Annotated in this window: 13 protein-coding genes; 3 read left to right on the top strand and 10 right to left on the bottom strand. The window is 59.4% G+C overall.

Features of this window, described 5'->3' with window-relative positions; translation table 11 throughout:
- Window positions 1-48 precede the first annotated feature (48 nt).
- The 3 genes from ACYZT5_RS20070 to ACYZT5_RS20060 all read right to left on the bottom strand — a co-directional run bounded on the left by ACYZT5_RS20070 (window position 49) and on the right by ACYZT5_RS20060 (window position 2195).
- Window positions 49-300 carry a bacteriocin immunity protein gene (locus ACYZT5_RS20070; RefSeq protein WP_462047084.1) on the bottom strand — a complete coding sequence of 84 codons (252 nt, stop codon included), beginning with the start codon at window positions 298-300 and terminating at the stop codon, window positions 49-51.
- Window positions 300-1628, bottom strand: a complete 1329-nt coding sequence (locus ACYZT5_RS20065; protein WP_462047083.1) for an S-type pyocin domain-containing protein — start codon at window positions 1626-1628, stop codon at window positions 300-302. Before ACYZT5_RS20065 ends, ACYZT5_RS20070 begins: the two co-directional genes overlap by 1 nt.
- Window positions 1629-1895: 267 nt before the next feature.
- Window positions 1896-2195, bottom strand: coding sequence for a hypothetical protein (locus tag ACYZT5_RS20060; RefSeq protein ID WP_462047082.1), 300 nt, complete (start codon window positions 2193-2195; stop codon window positions 1896-1898).
- Window positions 2196-2646: 451 nt separating this feature from the next.
- Between ACYZT5_RS20060 and ACYZT5_RS20055 the strand changes: the two genes are divergently transcribed.
- The gene (locus ACYZT5_RS20055; protein WP_462047081.1) at window positions 2647-4188 is read left to right on the top strand and encodes an alkaline phosphatase D family protein; all 1542 of its coding nucleotides are present in this window, start codon (window positions 2647-2649) and stop codon (window positions 4186-4188) included.
- Between the two features lie 195 nt (window positions 4189-4383).
- Here the strand turns inward: ACYZT5_RS20055 and ACYZT5_RS20050 are convergent, their stop codons facing one another.
- The 3 genes from ACYZT5_RS20050 to ACYZT5_RS20040 form a co-directional block, all read right to left on the bottom strand.
- The gene (locus tag ACYZT5_RS20050) at window positions 4384-4749 is read right to left on the bottom strand and encodes an endonuclease domain-containing protein (protein WP_462047080.1); all 366 of its coding nucleotides are present in this window, start codon (window positions 4747-4749) and stop codon (window positions 4384-4386) included.
- A 234-nt stretch (window positions 4750-4983) separates the two neighbouring features.
- Window positions 4984-7512 (bottom strand): PepSY domain-containing protein, encoded by a 2529-nt coding sequence (locus ACYZT5_RS20045; RefSeq protein ID WP_462047079.1) that lies wholly within the window; start codon window positions 7510-7512, stop codon window positions 4984-4986.
- A gap of 132 nt (window positions 7513-7644) precedes the next feature.
- A complete protein-coding gene (locus ACYZT5_RS20040) occupies window positions 7645-9906 on the bottom strand; it encodes a TonB-dependent receptor (protein ID WP_462047078.1) in 2262 nt (753 codons plus the stop codon).
- A 208-nt stretch (window positions 9907-10114) separates the two neighbouring features.
- Between ACYZT5_RS20040 and ACYZT5_RS20035 the strand changes: the two genes are divergently transcribed.
- Window positions 10115-10795 carry a Fe2+-dependent dioxygenase gene (locus tag ACYZT5_RS20035; protein ID WP_462047077.1) on the top strand — a complete coding sequence of 227 codons (681 nt, stop codon included), beginning with the start codon at window positions 10115-10117 and terminating at the stop codon, window positions 10793-10795.
- A 3-nt stretch (window positions 10796-10798) separates the two neighbouring features.
- Window positions 10799-11554, top strand: coding sequence for a tetratricopeptide repeat protein (locus tag ACYZT5_RS20030; RefSeq protein ID WP_462047076.1), 756 nt, complete (start codon window positions 10799-10801; stop codon window positions 11552-11554).
- 126 nt (window positions 11555-11680) lie between these two features.
- On the opposite strand, the gene ACYZT5_RS20025 is transcribed toward ACYZT5_RS20030, so the two are convergent.
- From ACYZT5_RS20025 to ACYZT5_RS20010, 4 genes are all read right to left on the bottom strand, one after another.
- Window positions 11681-12844 (bottom strand): type III PLP-dependent enzyme, encoded by a 1164-nt coding sequence (locus tag ACYZT5_RS20025; RefSeq protein ID WP_008024420.1) that lies wholly within the window; start codon window positions 12842-12844, stop codon window positions 11681-11683.
- Between the two features lie 461 nt (window positions 12845-13305).
- Entirely contained in the window at window positions 13306-14463 is a 1158-nt protein-coding gene (locus ACYZT5_RS20020) for an osmoprotectant ABC transporter ATP-binding protein OsmV (RefSeq protein WP_462047075.1), read from the bottom strand.
- Window positions 14460-15113 (bottom strand): ABC transporter permease, encoded by a 654-nt coding sequence (locus ACYZT5_RS20015; RefSeq protein ID WP_131062971.1) that lies wholly within the window; start codon window positions 15111-15113, stop codon window positions 14460-14462. The genes ACYZT5_RS20020 and ACYZT5_RS20015 overlap by 4 nt, the downstream gene beginning before the upstream one ends.
- Before the next feature lie 12 nt (window positions 15114-15125).
- Window positions 15126-16034 (bottom strand): glycine betaine ABC transporter substrate-binding protein, encoded by a 909-nt coding sequence (locus ACYZT5_RS20010; RefSeq protein ID WP_462047074.1) that lies wholly within the window; start codon window positions 16032-16034, stop codon window positions 15126-15128.
- Window positions 16035-16051: the final 17 nt, after the last annotated feature.

Raw genomic sequence — 16051 nt, 5'->3', positions numbered from 1 at the left:
CCACCATCGCAAGCAAACTCTCTCCCAGCACTTCTACTGCTCTCTGAATCAGTCCCTGAATCCAGGCAAACCTTCGGACGCGCAGTAGTCCTCGATTGTCTGCACTACTCCTTCCGGTGAGTCATCTGCTCCATCCTCTGGATAGAACAGCAAGTCGCTCCCCGCGGGGTGCGGCACGATCTTGTTGAAGTGCTCCACCAACGTTCCCCGGTCTTCTTCTGTTCGGGCATCGTCGATAGCTCCAATCAGGGCTTTGAACTCCTGTTTGGTGTAGTCGGAAAGATTGCTCTTGTTTTCCATTACTCAGCCTTCCTGTGTAGGTCGATATGACGCCTTGGTGTGACAGCTCGCAGGTTGTCAACATCGTATACGGCGCCACCATTCTTGATTGGTTCTACATGGTGTAGCTCGAAAGCAACTCGTTTTCCGGCATGCTCGATTTTGGGTGCAGCAGGGGCCAAGCCGTTCACCATGCCGGACAGGTTGCGTGAACTGAATTGCTGGTTTAGTTCGGGGGCATTGGCTACGGCTATCCAGAACGCTTTCCTGAATGCGTCGAAGTTACTGAATTCCTGCCCTCGGAGTTCATCCGCAATCCGCGTTGGAATTGGGGCGCCTAGCCCGGTGCCAGCCCCAGCAAGCCAAATGCCCGGCACATCTTCGCCCACACCCGTGACGACACCGGAGTCATACCGGGCGCTGAGCATGATGTAGATCGGCTCAAGCCCCGCATCGGCAGGAAACCAGATGATTGCATCCTGATACTCGGGTGGATGTTCCGGGTTCACCAAGGCTTTGTCGGTTTGTTCGGTAGGCGGGTACACCCATATCGTCGGCAGGGGCAGGGCGCCTTCCAGTGCGGGAACCTTTGGTGCCTCGTCAGGATTCGCCGCTGGCGTCCAGGTCAGGCCAATGCCGTTGCCGAGGTCGGCGATGAACTTCTCACCTTCCGGTTTGGCCTTGATGACCGGGACGAATTCCCAGTCCTTCTTCCCGCCGGTGTAGAAACCGTAAGCGCTGACGGATCCATCGGGCAACGTCTTCACGTTGACGCGTACGCGAGTTCGTCCCGTCTTCAGCAGCGCGTATTGCTCGTTTTTGTAGAAAGCGCCGTCGGGCGAAAGGGTGTTCGGCATCAGTAGCGCCACGGTTCCTATCGCGGCACCCGCCGCCACCGTCGAGCCAGTCAAGGCAAGGGCGAGCGAACCGCCAAGACGTTGGGCCAAGACGTTGCCCGTTGCCGAGCCGGCCACCCATTTGAGCGGTGCACCTTCGGCGGTGATCGCCGCGCCGGTGCCCAGTACGGCCCACAACCCGTAGTCGGCCAGTCGTTCGACCGGGACAAAACCGGCGGGGTTAGTGTGGTTGATGACACCATCCGGCAGGTTGCAGCTTTTGGCAAACACACAACCCTGGGCTTTGACCCGCTTGCGCTGTTCGACTTCTCCGAGGAAGCGATCTTCATAGGCCTGTTGCCGGGCGAGCATGGCGTCGTAGGGCTTTTGCCGGGCTTCGCGTTCGGCGATTTCGGTCGGGGTCATGTCGCGCAGGAAGCGAACGCCGGTGCCGCTACCGCCGCCACCCGTCACATGTTCCCAGACTTGGGGGATGTCCTTGTTGCGTGCCATAGGCGTCCTTTTCCGCGTGTGTCCGGAGCAGCCTCGAACCTATCCGGGGCGCTCGGGTATTGGCGTTAGGACGTTTCCTAAAAGCGGCGCTGAAATTTCCTATTTCATGGTGTTGCAGGGGGGCTGTGGTGGCGAGTCAGCACGACCGCGTTATCGTTCATCGCGGGCAAGCCACGCTCCCACAGGGTTTGTGGTGTTCACAAGTTTTGTGTTCGCCACAAACCCGTAGGAGCGAGCCTGCTTGCGATGGCGTCAGCGATAACACGATCAAATAGTGGTCTTGTATGCTTCCTCCCGTTGCGACGCCCGCGCTTGAACGACATCCAGCACAGCACAACCCTCACGCATGAGCAGATGCACTGCGCGGGTGACTCGCGTCAGATCACAGTCGGAAATGTTTTTCAGATTCAGGCTGGACAGTGTGTCTGCCAAATCGCGAACCACAGTGAAGCGATGCATGGCGCAGGCGGTGAGTTCACTCAGTTCTTTGTGGGTGTTGACGAAGAGCACCGGTGTTTCGGCGTCGTAGGTGTCGATGGGGAGGTAACGCGGCATGACTTGGAACATGATGTAACTCCTGTAGTTGGAGCTACCACCACTCGCGGCCAAACGAAGAAGGTGGCAGCCGTACGCGGGTTGGCCGACCGGGTACAGGAACCGGCACACCCGAAGGTGTCCCACGCACAGCCGCCATAAAACAGCACCTCAGGCACAAAGTGCCTGAGGAGGTGTCGATACGCTGTAGCGTTCCTGCATCCGACCGGCCAAGGTCGTTCGCGGTGTTTTCCGCGAGCACGAACTATGGAGTCGATGCCGAAACGCGGCAACAAGATACGTTGTAGGAAAGGTCTTGAAAAGTTGTGTGCCTCACGATGATCATTTCCACTCTCTGTGTGAGAGCCCAGCCCTGTGGGGGCGAGCAGGCTCGCTCCCACAAGGGATTTGTGACATTGGCTGATTTTGTGTCATGCCCGGGTCACACGTGCATGTTTTAGTTTTCCTTTTCAGGGAGGACACCATGAGCGAATTCGACCTCGGCCGCCGTCGTGTCATACAAGCCGTCGGCGCCGGGCTGTTGTTGCCAGGCCTGGCGCCGGCGGTGATTGCCTCGGTCAAGGATCGTCCGCAACTCACCGATGGCGTGCAGTCCGGCGACGTGCTGGGTGACCGGGCGATGATCTGGAGCCGCTGTGATCGCCCGGCGCGAATGGTGGTGGAATGGGACACCCGCAGCCTGTTCAGTAACCCCCGTCGTTTTGTCTCGCCATTGGCCGTGTCCAATACCGATTTCACTGCCCGCGTCGAACTCACTGGCTTGCCCGCCGACCAGGCGATTTTCTACCGCGTGCACTTCGAAGACGCCCAGAGCGGTGTCGCCAGCGAACCCTGGTTCGGCCATCTGCGCAGCGTGCCGCAAACCCGTCGCGACATCCGTTTCGTCTGGAGCGGCGACACCGCCGGCCAGGGCTTCGGCATCAACCCGGACATCGGTGGCATGCGCATCTACGATGCCATGCGTTTGCGCCTGCCAGACTTCTTTATCCACAGCGGCGACTCCATCTACGCCGACGGCCCCATACCTGCGCAGCTCACCACAGAGAGCGGCCGTGTGTGGCGCAACATCACCACTGAAGCCAAGAGCAAAGTCGCCGAAACCCTCGATGAGTATCGCGGCAATTACCGCTACAACCTCATGGACGAAAACATCCGTCGCTTCAACGCCGAGGTCCCGCAGATCTGGCAGTGGGACGATCATGAAGTGGTGAACAACTGGTCGCCAGGCAAGCAATTGGATGAGCGCTACAAGAGCAAGGATATCCACAGCCTGGTCGGTCGCGCGCGTCAGGCCTGGCTGGAATACGCACCGATGCGGTTGCAGAGTGCCGATGGCGGCGGGCGGATTTATCGCAAGCTCAGTTACGGTCCGCTGCTCGATGTGTTCGTGCTTGATATGCGCAGCTATCGCGGGGCCAATGACGACAACCTGGGTGCCGCTAAACCGTTCCTCGGCCGTGAACAACTGGACTGGCTCAAACGTGAATTGAAGGCCTCCAATGCCCAGTGGAAAGTCATCGCTGCCGACATGCCGATTGGTCTCGGCGTACCGGATGGTGAAGTCAGTCCGGGTGTGGCGCGCTGGGAAGCCGTGGCCAACGGTGATCCGGGACCGGCCCAGGGGCGTGAACTGGAAATCGCCGAATTGTTGGGGTTCCTGCGGGCGCAGCAGGTGCGCAATTTTGTCTGGTTGACGGCGGATGTGCATTACTGCGCGGCACACCACTACCACCCGGACCGTGCGGTATTTCAGGATTTCGAGCCTTTCTGGGAGTTTGTCGCCGGCCCTTTGAATGCGGGGAGCTTTGGGCCTGATGCGCTGGATAAAACCTTTGGCCCGCAGGTGGTGTTCGAGAAAGCACCACCGGCACAGAACACCTCGCCGTTTGCCGGGTTTCAGTTTTTTGGTGAGGTGAATATTGATGGGCAGACGGGGGAAATGAGTGTGGTGTTGCGGGATTTGGATGGGGTTGGGGTGTTTGAGCAGAAGTTGCAGCCGGTTTGATTGTGTGAGTCTTCAAAGGCCACCCCTCACCCCAGCCCTCTCCCCAGAGGGGAGAGGGGGAAAGGGAGCCGATCGGGGCTTTTCAGAGCCTGAGTTCGGCTCGGAATTTCAGGTCTATGTATAGCTCAAGACACCTCGGTCAGTCCCCTCTCCCTCTGGGAGAGGGTGAGGGTGAGGGGGGATTTAAGATCAGAATCACGACGTTCGATTCACAGCAATCCTCATGATTTGTTCAAGCACTTCACTCATCCGCTCAATAACCTCCAAATTGCTAAATCGCACAACCTCAATACCTTGCTGCTGAAGGTAAAGCGTTCGACGCTGGTCATGTATTTTTGCCGCAGTCTCGTAATGCTGACCACCATCAAGTTCGATGGCCAACTTCAGTTCTACGCAATAAAAATCCAGGATGTACGGCGGGCATGGAAACTGCCGACGAAACTTCAGATTGGCTATTTGCCGAGAACGGAGTTTTTGCCAGAGCAGGCGTTCGCAGTCGGTCTGGTTGGTGCGCAGATGGCGGGCGAATTGGCGTTGGTTGGAGGAGGGGCGGGTGGGCATGCTTCACGTCCGTGTGAAGGGGGATGGAGGTTTAACTGTAGTCGGAGTTTTGGGGATGATTTGAAATCGACCCCTCACCCCAGCCCTCTCCCCACGGGGGAGAAGGGGGAAAGGGAGCAGATCTTCATCGTTTTCAAAGCCTGAGTTCGACTCGGTTTTTCAGGTCGATGTAACTCTAAGAACAACTCAGTCAGTCCCCTCTCCCTCCGGGAGAGGGTTAGGGTGAGGGGGCGTTTAATAGACGTCACGCCGATATCGGCCCTGCTCAATCAACCGGTCAACCTCTGCAATCCCGAGCACCTCGTTAAGCACGTGATCCACCCCCGACGCCATCCCCTGCAAGCTGCCGCAGATGTAAATAACGGCACCGTCGGCCAGCCATTTCTTTAGCTCATCCGCCGACTCACGCAGTCGGTCCTGCACATATACCTTCTCGGACTGGTCTCGGGAAAACGCCAGGTCCAACCGCTCCAGATCCCCCGAAATCAGCCATTCCTCAAGCTCGGCGCGGCACAGGTAGTCATGTTCCCGATGACGTTCGCCGAACAACAGCCAATGACGTTGCTGCCCATCGGCGATCCGCGCCTTGAGCAAACTGCGCAGCCCGGCCAGGCCGGTGCCGTTGCCCAGCAGGATCATCGGCACTGGCTCGACTGGCAGGTGGAAACCGCTGTTGCGCCGTACGCGCAGGCTGATGGTGCCGCCCACAGGGGCGTGTTCGGTCAGCCAGCCAGAGCCGACGCCCAGGCTGCCATCGGGATGCAGTTCCTGGCGCACGATCAGTTCGAGGATGCCGTCGGCGGCGATCGAGGCGATGGAGTATTCGCGCATGGCCAGGGGCACCAAGGCATTCACCAGTGCCTGAGCGTGCAGGCCGACCAGATGGGTTCTGTTCTCGGGCAGTTGTCGACTGGCGAGGGCTTGCTCCAGAGGTTGCGAAAGGTCATCGAGCGTCACCGTGGCCCGACCGTCAATGCCCAGGCCATCAAGGAAGTGCTCGATAGCCCACGGACAATTGCGCGGCATCACTTCCACCAGGTCACCGGCCAGCCAACTGCTGGTGGTCGGGGCAGTGAGGCCCAGCAAGTACACGCTCGATCCCGTGCTGTCAGGGTTGAGCAGTTCGCGGCGGGCCAGGGGCCAGTTGTCGTAGCTCGGCGCTTGCCAGGTGTCCACAGGCGCCTGTCCGGTCAGCAGGCCGAGTTGCTGCTGCCAGTGACGCAAGGCGTAAGGGTCGCCGCTGTCGACTTCCACCGGCGCGAACAGGGTCTTGCCGCCATGCTCGCCCAGCCAGGTGTGCAAGCGTCGGGCGAAACCGCAGAAGTGCTGATACTGTCGATCGCCAAGCCCAAGCACGGCGTAGTTCAGGCTTTCCAGGCTCAACGCCTGGCCCAGCACCTTGCGTTCGAAACGCCGGGCACTGTCCGGTGCTTCGCCGTCGCCGAAGGTACTGACCACGAACAGCGCATTGCCGGAATCACGCAGATCCTGCTCGCTGACATCCGCCAGCGGCTGAACTTTCACGGGCAGGCCCGCAGCCTGCAATTGCCCGGCGGTCTGCCACGCCAGTTGCTCGGCAAACCCGCTCTGGCTGGCGAAACCGATCAGCCATGCGGGAGCGTCGCTACCCGGTTGCGCGAGGCCTTTGCGGGCATCCTTGATCTGCTTTTTCTTGCGTCGACGATCGAGGTACAACAACCAGCCGGTGACGAAAAACAGCGGCATCGTCAGCGCGGTAATCGTCAGGATAATCCGCCCGACAATGCCGAAGTAGCTGCCGACGTGCAGCGCGTAAATGCTGGTCAGCAGTTGCGCCTTGAGGCTCTTGTCGCTGTAGCGGTCATGTCGTTTGACGATACCGGTCGCCGGATCGAGGGTGATCTGGTTCAGTGCGCGGTCGTGGGGCGAGCTGCTCAACAGGTAGAACACGGTGGCCGGCTGCCCGGCCACTGGCGGCATGCGGATGTTGTAGGCACTCAGTGCCGGACCGGCAGCGCTGTAGATGCTGCTCCACATCGCTGCGTAATCGGCGGTGGGCGCCGGGCCGCTCAGTGCAGGGCCGCGGCCGCCCCGAACACGCTCGTTCTGCGGTGAGTCGGAAAGCAATTGGGTCAGGCCCTTGTTGTACCACTCATAGGACCAGGACAACCCGGTCAGCGCCGCCAGGAGGTAAAACACCAGGCACCAGGTGCCGGCCACCGAATGCAAATCCCAGTTGAAGCTGCGGCCCTTTTTCTTCCAGTCGAGGGTCAGCCAGGCACGCCAGCTTTTCCACTGGCGTGGCCAGCGCAGGTACAAACCGGACAGGCAGAAGAACACCAGGATCAGCGTGCACGCGCCGGTGATCTGCCGACCGCTTTCGCCCATGGCGAGGAACCGGTGCAGTTGTAGCATCAGGCCGAAGAAGTCCTGGCCAGTGGCGTCGCCCATGAACTCGGCGGTGTACGGATTGAAGTAGCGCATCTCGCCGCGGCGTTCACCCGGTGGCGGGGTAAAGGACACCCGCGCGGCGTTGCCGCTGTCGGTCTCGACCCAGAGCATCGCGACTTTCTTGCCGGATGCACCCTCGATTTTCTCCACCAACTCAACGGGCGGCAGGACGCCAGCGACCTGCTTCTCGACCTGCAACACAGAGGGGTTCAGCGCGCGCAGGATTTCATCCTGAAACGACACCGTCGCCCCGGTGATGCCCATCAGGGCCAGTACCAGTCCGGCGCTGATGCCGAAAAACCAGTGCAACTGGAACAGGGTTTTCTTCAACACGTCGCTCGCCTTGTTCGGTCGGAAATAATCATCACGGCGCGCATTATGCCGTGGGTTGTCGAGAAACATTCTTTTTTACGCACAAAAGCCCCGTTCACCTGGATGAACGGGGCCTTGGTCTTCACGCTTCTATTAGAAGTGGAAGTTGGCGCTCAGCAGGGCGGTACGACCCGCCGCCACGTGGGCGTAGTGGTTCTGCAGTATCTGGTCGAAGTAACGCTTGTCGGTCAGGTTCTGCACGTTGAGTTGCAGGTCGACGTTCTTGGTCAGGCGGTAGCTGGCCATCGCGTCGTAACGCCAGTAGGAGGGGATCTCCACCGAGTTGGCGACGTTACCGAACTGCGAATCGACGAAGGTCGCACCGGCGCCGACGGTCAACTTGTCCGGTACCAGGTCGTAGGTCGACCAGAACGTGAAGTTGTTCCGTGGGGTGCTTGGCATGTGGTTGCCTTCATCGGCGGCAAGGGTGGTTTTGACCACTTCGCTTTCCATGTAGGTGTAGCCGCCGAAGACCCTCCAGTTACGGGTCAGCTTGCCGCTGTAGCTCAGCTCCACACCATTGACCTGCTGTTCGCCGTCCAGCACTTGAGTGGTGCCGCCGTCCGGATCGTTGATCCGTGCGTTGGTTTTCTCGGTGCGGAACAGTGCGGCGGTCAGCGACAGGTCGTCACCGAAGAAGTCCCACTTGGTGCCGATCTCGTAGTTGCGGTTCTTTTCCGGGTCCAGGTTGGTGTTGTTCGCCGCCAGGTCCAGGCCACCGTTGCCGCTGGTTTCACCGGACGGGTTGCTGGAGGTGGAGTAGGCCGCGTAGATGCTGCCGTTAGGCAACACGTTGTAGACCACGCCGATCTGGTAGTTGACCAGGTCGCTGGTGTTCTCACGGGAGAAGTCGTTCGCTGGAGCGGTGCTGCTAGCGTTGGCGTGGCCGCTGGATTCGACCTGGTAGTTGTCATAACGCAGGCCCAGGTTCAGGGACCATTGCTCGTTAAACTTCAGCGTGTCGAACACGTAGGCCGCAGCGGTTTTGGTGTCGGTGTCGGTGAACGCGGCGCTGTCGGTGATCGAGCCGTTCCAGTTATCCCCAGGCGTCGGATTTTGCAGGCTGGTGCAGTCGCCGGAGTTGAACAGGGCGCTGTTGCAGCGGGTGCCGCTGGCGGTCGAGGTCAGGATGTACGGGCGGTTGTGAGTGTCTTGATAGGAAAACTCAAGGCCGGTGACCATGCTGTGCTCGATGGCGCCGGTGTTGAACTTGGCGCTCAGGTCAGTCTGGTTGATCCAGCCGCTGGACGTCGAGTTACGGCTTTTCGCGCCACGGTACACGCTGCCAAGAGCCACGTTGCCCTTGCTGTCGTCCGGGTTGGTAACGACGTAGTCGAGGGTCGAACGGGACATGCGGAAGCTGTTCGAGACGGTCAGGTCATCATTCAGATCGTGTTCGATCTTGAGGGTGCCGCTGTCATTGCTGGTCTGGCGATAGTCGCGACCGGTGAGACCGTAGAAGTTGTCGCGATCGACATGCACAGGTTTATCGACGTTGTACTTGCTGCGGTTGGGGTTCAAGGTCAATGGGAGACCGTAGTCGGGCATGTCGTCGGTTTCGACGTGGTAGTAGCCGACGGTCAGACGGGTGTCGGTACCCAGGCCGAACGCGAAGGAAGGTGCCACGCCCCAACGGCTGACGTCCACGGCATCACGGCCGGCGACGTTGGCTTCATGCTTCATCAGGTTCAGACGGAAGGCCGAGGTGTCGGTCATCTGCTGGTTCAGATCGAGGGTGGTGCGCTTGGTCTGGTCCGAGCCCCAGGTGAAGCCGCCGTTGTAGGCATTGCCCAGCTTGGCGGTCTTACTCACCAGGTTCAGGCTGCCACCGGTGGAACCCGCGCCGGTGAAGGCCGATCCCGGGCCCTTGCTGACTTCGATCGATTCTACGTTGAAGATCTCGCGGCTCTGGGACGCCGGGTCGCGCATGCCGTCGATGAACACGTCACTTTCTGCGTTGAAGCCGCGAATGATCGGACGATCGCCGGCCGGGTTGCCGCCTTCACCGGCACCGAAAGTGATACCCGGGGTGGTACGCAGGGCGTCGACCAGGCTGGTGGCGCCAGTGTCGCGAATCACTTGTTGCGGAATCACCGTGACGCTTTTCGGCGTTTCGCGCAGCGGCGCGGTGTACTTCTTGTTGGCCGAGGTATCGGTCTTGTAGGAGGTCTCGTCCTGGGCTTCGCCGGTGATAGCGGTAGCGCCCAGGGAAATCACGTTGCTCGGTGCATTTTCGTCGGCCTTTTCAGCCGCGAAAGCCATATGGCCCGCAGAGCTGGCAGTGATCGCCACGCCAATTGCAGACGCGAGCAAACGCGGTGAACTGACCGGTAATTGTGGTTGTTGGCGTGACATGAGAATTCCCCTCCCCAAGGATTTGAGGCCGCGGAATATAGGGTAAACAGGTATTTGTATCAATTGCGAAACGTTACTATTTGCGAAGAATTTACATTCTTTACAATTTAGCCTTACGGTTTTTGGCGTCTCGTTCGTCACGGGGGTTTTACAGAGTCAATAAGAATCAATACCATTGCCGCCTCTTTGTCTTCAGGTGTCTTCCCCCATGCTGCTGCATATTCCCGGCGTGTTCGCGAAAGAAGAAGTGCAGCGCATCCGCGAAGCTCTGGAGCAGGTAGATTGGGCTGACGGCAAGATCACCGCCGGCTACCAGTCGGCCAAAGCCAAGCACAATCTGCAACTGCCCGAAGGTCACCCGCTGACCAAAGAAATCGGCGCGGCGATGCTGGAACGGCTGTGGAAGAATCCGCTGTTTATGTCAGCCGCGTTACCGCACAAGGTCTTCCCTCCGTTGCTGAACTGTTACACGGCCGGCGGCAGTTTCGACTTTCATATCGACAACGCCGTGCGCCAGCCCAAGAACAGCATCGAGCGCGTGCGCACTGATTTGTCGGCCACCTTGTTCTTCAGCGAGCCGGACGACTACGACGGCGGCGAGCTGGAAATCCAGGACACTTTCGGTACACAACAGGTGAAGTTGCCCGCCGGCGACATGGTCTTGTACCCCGGCACCAGCCTGCACAAGGTCAACGCCGTCACCCGCGGCACCCGATACGCCTCATTTTTCTGGACCCAAAGCCTGGTCCGCGAAGACAGCCAGCGCGCCTTGCTGTTCGAGATGGACGGAGCGATCCAGCAGTTGACCCAGGACATGCCCGATCATCCTTCGCTGATCCGACTGACCGGCACTTACCACAACCTGTTGCGTCGCTGGGTCGAGGTGTAAGGCTTGAGTTATCAACTGCGCCGCGAGGAAGTCCTCGATGGCGAGCGCCTCAAATCAATGCTCGACGAAAGCCCGGCGCGCGCAGCCCAGGCGATTCTCATCGTCGCCCGCGAAGGTGTTCTCGATGCTCAGGCTTTGCTCGGGCAGATTCTGCTGGACGGCCGGGGCATCGAACAGGATCAGCCGCTGGCCGTGCGCTGGTTTGACATCGCCGCTCAGCGTGGGCATCTGATGGCGCGCAACATGCTGGGACGTTGTCATGAACATGGCTGGGGTTGCGTTTCCGATGCATCGGTGGCTGCGGGGCATTATCGCGTTGCAGCTGAAAGCGGTCTGGATTGGGCGATGTACAACTATGCCAACCTGCTGGCCACCGGACGCGGTGTAATCGAGGATCAGGCGCAAGCGCTGGATCTTTATCGGTGCGCCGCTGAACTGGGCCATGCAAAGTCGATGAACCTGCTGGGACGTTATCTGGAAGACGGGCGGGTGTGTCCCGCAGATCCGCAAGCTGCGCGTGACTGGTATCGACGCTCGGCACTCGGCGGGGATTTTCGTGGGCAGTTCAGTTATGCCGCCGTGCTGGCGGATGAAGGCAATATCGATGAGGCGCTGGTCTGGTTCCGCAAGGCATTGGCCGGGGGGAATCTGAATTTTTTGCGGGTGGCGAGGCAGACGTTATCGACGTCGACCGATCCAAGAATTCATGAGCTGGCCACGGAGTATCAACAGCGTGCTCAAGAGCTGACGCCCGGCTGATCGTTCCCACGCTCTGCGTGGGAATGCAGCCCGGGACGTCCGCGTCCCTGCCGGAGCGGACGCAGAGCGTCCATTGAGGCATTCCCACGCAGAGCGTGGGAACGATCAGCCAGACGCAAAAAGCGCTTACACGTAAAACGACTTCAGCGGCGGGAAGCCATTGAACTCTACGGCGCTGTAGCTGGTGGTGTAGGCACCGGTCGACAGCCAGTACAAACGATCACCAATCGCCAGGTTCAGCGGCAAACCGTACTTGTAGTTTTCGTACATGATGTCGGCGCTGTCGCAGGTCGGGCCGGCGATGACCACTTCTTCCACTTCGCCTTTCTTCTCGGTCCAGATCGGGAACTTGATGGCTTCGTCCATGGTTTCGATCAGGCCGGAGAACTTGCCCACATCCGTGTACACCCATCGCTCGACGGCGGTACGGGATTTACGCGCCACCAACACCACTTCGCTGACCAGAATGCCGGCGTTGGCGATCAGCGAACGGCCTGGCTCCAGGATGATTTCCGGCAGGTCATCACCGAAATCTTCCTTGAGGAAACGGATGATTTCTTCAGCGTAGGTTTCCAGGCTGTTGGTGCGGGTGATGTAGTTGGCCGGGAAGCCGCCGCCCATGTTGATCAGCTTCAGGTGGATGCCGTCTTCTTCTTTCAGACGCTCGAAGATCACTTTGACCTTGGCGATCGCCGCGTCCCAGACGCTGATGTCGCGCTGTTGCGAGCCGACGTGGAACGAGATGCCGTACGGCACCAGGCCCAGGTCGCGGGCGAGGATCAGCAGGTCCATGGCCATGTCGGTCTGGCAGCCGAATTTGCGCGACAGAGGCCAGTCAGCGGTGGTCGAGCCTTCGGTGAGGATGCGCACATAGACTTTCGAACCCGGTGCAGCCTTGGCGATGTTGCGCAGGTCGGCTTCGGAGTCGGTGGCATACAGACGCACGCCCTTCTCGTAGAAGTAGCGAATGTCCTTGGATTTCTTGATGGTGTTGCCGTAGCTGATGCGATCCGGGCCAACGCCCTGGTTCATCACTTTATCGAGCTCGTAGATCGACGCGATGTCGAAGTTCGAGCCTTTCTCTTTGAGCAGGTCGATGATTTCGACAGCCGGGTTGGCCTTGACCGCGTAGTAGACCTTGGCGAATTCGAAACCGGCGCGCAGGTCGTCATAGGCCTGGCTGATCATCGCGGTGTCGATCACCACGAACGGGGTTTCTTGTTTGTCGGCGAAGGCCTTCATTTTCTGGAAGGTATCGCGCGCGAAATAGTCTTCGACGTTGATCGACATGCTGGGAACTCCTACTGGCAAACTAGATTAATCAATGGGTGCAAATGAACGTCCTCCGTATCCCCACTTTGGTTCGCCTACTTCCCAAGGCATGTCGCCGAAAGCAAAAAGGCCATGGGAGGCGGTGCTTCCCTTGGCCTTGCTGTCTCGTCGTCAGTACTTGAGCCGGATGGATCGTTTCCAGCATGGACGTTCGGCGCGAACTTTAGGGCGTGAGGGGCTTGAGATCAACAAAAAATGTCGCGTTTTTGCACGCATCCGTCGTGCGGTCCCGGACAACTACTGATGTAACCGACCTGCATGACAGTGTGATGTTCCCCTGGCAGGGATATTCGGTCAGGTTGATCGTTCCCACGCTCTGCGTGGGAATGCCGCCCCGGACGCTCTGCGTCCAGCCTTTGAGACGCAGAGCGTCTCTGGATGCATTCCCACGCAGAGCGTGGGAACGATCAGTGAAAGGATCAGGCCAATGCAGCTTCAGCTGGCGAAACAATGCTGGTCTTGCCGCCACGGGACTTACCGGAACTCAGGTACTCGGCAATCGATTCCTGGGTCACCTCCCCCAGGAACACCCGCTCGGCATCCATCACCGGCAGCCACGAGCGGTTGAACTCGTACATGCGCGACAGCAGGATGCGCAAATGCTCGTCGTAGGCTGCGGTGGCATTGAACTCACGCAAATATTGCGCGCAAGTGCCGGTCTGACGGTGCAGGTCGCGACGTCGTACATAACCCAACGCCTTGTTCTCACCATCCGTGACCACCACATAACGACGGTCAAGCTCGTCCATCAACTCCAGGGCTTCGGCCACGGGCGTTTCCGGGCTCACCGACGGTGCGTTGTCCGCCGCGTCTTCGGCTTTCACCAGCAACAGACGCTTGAGGGTGCTGTCTTGGCCGACGAAGTTGCTGACAAAGTCATCCGCCGGGTGCGCCAGCAGCGTGTCCGGGTGATCGATCTGCAACAGTTTGCCGGCGCGGAAGATCGCAATCTTGTCGCCCAGCTTAATCGCTTCGTCGATGTCATGGCTGACCATGATCACGGTCTTGTTCAGCGCGCGCTGCATCTCGAAGAATTCGTTCTGGATCATCTCGCGGTTGATCGGGTCGACCGCGCCAAACGGCTCATCCATCAGCAACAGCGGTGCATCCGCCGCCAACGCACGAATCACGCCGATCCGTTGCTGTTGGCCACCGGACAATTCACGCGGGTAGCGATTCAGATACTGCTTGGGCTCAAGCTTGATCATGCTCATCAACTCGCGGGCGCGGTCGTGGCATTTCTGTTTGTCCCAGCCCAGCAGGCGCGGAACGATGGTGATGTTTTCCTCGATGGTCATGTTCGGGAACAGACCGATCTGCTGGATCACATAACCGATGTTGCGACGCAGGGTCACCGCGTCGAGGTCGGTGGTGTCTTCGCCGTTGATCAGAATCTTGCCGGAGGTCGGCTTGATCAGGCGATTGATCATTTTCAGCGTGGTGCTTTTGCCGCAGCCGGATGGTCCGAGGAACACACAGATCTCGCCTTCATTGACGGTCAGGCTTACCGAGTCCACGGCTTTCACATCTTTGCCGTTGCTTTGGAAGGTCTTGCTGAGGTTTTGAAGTTCGATCATTTCAGGAGTCCTTTTGGAGTCAGCGTGCGTTGCAGCCATTGCAGAAGCAGGTCGGCGAAGATGGCCAGGAGACTGACCAGCACGGCGCCGACGATCAGCATCGACATGTCGCTGCGGCTGATGGAAGCGAGAATGAGTACACCGAGGCCACCGGCGCCGATGGTCGCGGCGATGGTCATGACACCAATGTTCATGACCACGGCGGTGCGCACACCGGCGAGGATCACGGGCACGGCGATCGGCAACTCGACCATGCGCAGGCGCTGGCCGAAGGTCATGCCGATGCCACGCGCGGCTTCGCGAATGCCGGGTTCGACGCCGGTCAGGGCGAGGTAGGTGTTACGCATGATTGGCAGCAGCGAATACAAAAACACTGCGGTGATCGCCGGCATCGGACCCAGGCCCTGGCCGAACTTGGAGTAGAACGGCAGCAGCAGGCCGAACAGCGCAATCGACGGCACGGTCAGCAGCACCGTGGCGCTGGCTTGCAACGGGCCGGCGAGGGTCGGGAAGCGTGTCATCAGGATGCCCAGCGGCACGCCGACCAGAATCGCCAAGGTCACGGCAATACCGACGAGGGTGATGTGCTGCCCGGTCAGTTGCAGGACCAGCGGCCAGTCGAGATGGGAAAAGGCGTTCAGAAATTCCATGTCTTTTCCTCCTTAGTTGAGTGGATGCTGGCGCAGGAAATCGGCGGCAACGGATGAAGGGCTTTCGTGATCGACGTCGACCCGCGCGTTGAGCTGGCGCATGGTGGCGTCGTCGAACAGTTCGGCCAGTGGCTTGAGCTCTTCGGCGAGCTTCGGGTGGGCGTCGAGGTAGACCTGACGCACCACTGGCGCGGCGGTGTAGTCCGGGAAGTAGTGCTTGTCGTCTTCCAGCAGTTTCAGCTTGAAGGCGTTCAAACGACCGTCGGTGGTGTAGACCAGACCGGCGAACACCTGGCCATTGCGCAGGGCGGTATAGACCAGTCCGGCATCCATCTGGCGGATGTTTTTGCGGGTCAGGTTCATGCCGTAGAGGTCCACCATGCCGTCCAGACCGTCGGAACGGTTGGCGAACTCGGTGTCCAGAGCGACGAGGTGATTGGTCTTCGCCTCAGCCTGCATCACTGTGTTCAGCTCGCTGATGGTGTTGATCTGCGGATACGCCTTCGCGGTGTTTTCCGGCAGGGCCAGGGCGTAGGTGTTGCTGAATTTCGACGGGGTGAGCCAGATCAGGCCTTTTTTTGCGTCGAGTTCTTTCACTTTGGCGTAGGACTGAGCGCTGTCCAGCTTGTCAGTGATGTGGTTGTAAGCCACGAGCGACACGCCGGTGTATTCCCACATCAAATCCAGCTGACCACTTTCGTGGGCGCTGCGGGCCAGGTTGCTGCCCAGACCGCCGGTCACCTGAGTGTCGTAACCCTTGGTGCGCAGGTATTGGGAGGTGATTTCCGCGAGCAGGGTTTGTTCGGTGAACACCCGGGCGCCGATGCGGATCACGGGTTTTTCAGCGGCTTGGGCGATTCCTGCGAACAGCAGGGCGCAGCCTAAAAATAAGCTACTGCCTTTTAAAAAAAGAGCTTTCATGAGTATTCCTTTGCAGG

It is taken from the genome of Pseudomonas sp. LB3P14, from assembly GCF_054898045.1.
The sequence above is the reverse complement of the archived record's forward strand: the minus strand, read 5'-3'. Positions and strand labels throughout refer to the sequence as shown.

Excerpts from the sequence above, each read along its gene's own strand:
- ACYZT5_RS20025 (WP_008024420.1), bottom strand. The coding sequence starts at position 12,844 with ATGTCGATCAACGTCGAAGACTATTTCGCGCGCGATACCTTCCAGAAA.
- ACYZT5_RS20070 (WP_462047084.1), bottom strand. The coding sequence starts at position 300 with ATGGAAAACAAGAGCAATCTTTCCGACTACACCAAACAGGAGTTCAAA.
- ACYZT5_RS20065 (WP_462047083.1), bottom strand. The coding sequence starts at position 1,628 with ATGGCACGCAACAAGGACATCCCCCAAGTCTGGGAACATGTGACGGGT.
- ACYZT5_RS20060 (WP_462047082.1), bottom strand. The coding sequence starts at position 2,195 with ATGTTCCAAGTCATGCCGCGTTACCTCCCCATCGACACCTACGACGCC.
- ACYZT5_RS20010 (WP_462047074.1), bottom strand. The coding sequence starts at position 16,034 with ATGAAAGCTCTTTTTTTAAAAGGCAGTAGCTTATTTTTAGGCTGCGCC.
- ACYZT5_RS20020 (WP_462047075.1), bottom strand. The coding sequence starts at position 14,463 with ATGATCGAACTTCAAAACCTCAGCAAGACCTTCCAAAGCAACGGCAAA.
- ACYZT5_RS20040 (WP_462047078.1), bottom strand. The coding sequence starts at position 9,906 with ATGTCACGCCAACAACCACAATTACCGGTCAGTTCACCGCGTTTGCTC.
- ACYZT5_RS20050 (WP_462047080.1), bottom strand. The coding sequence starts at position 4,749 with ATGCCCACCCGCCCCTCCTCCAACCAACGCCAATTCGCCCGCCATCTG.
- ACYZT5_RS20055 (WP_462047081.1), top strand. The coding sequence starts at position 2,647 with ATGAGCGAATTCGACCTCGGCCGCCGTCGTGTCATACAAGCCGTCGGC.
- ACYZT5_RS20015 (WP_131062971.1), bottom strand. The coding sequence starts at position 15,113 with ATGGAATTTCTGAACGCCTTTTCCCATCTCGACTGGCCGCTGGTCCTG.
- ACYZT5_RS20035 (WP_462047077.1), top strand. The coding sequence starts at position 10,115 with ATGCTGCTGCATATTCCCGGCGTGTTCGCGAAAGAAGAAGTGCAGCGC.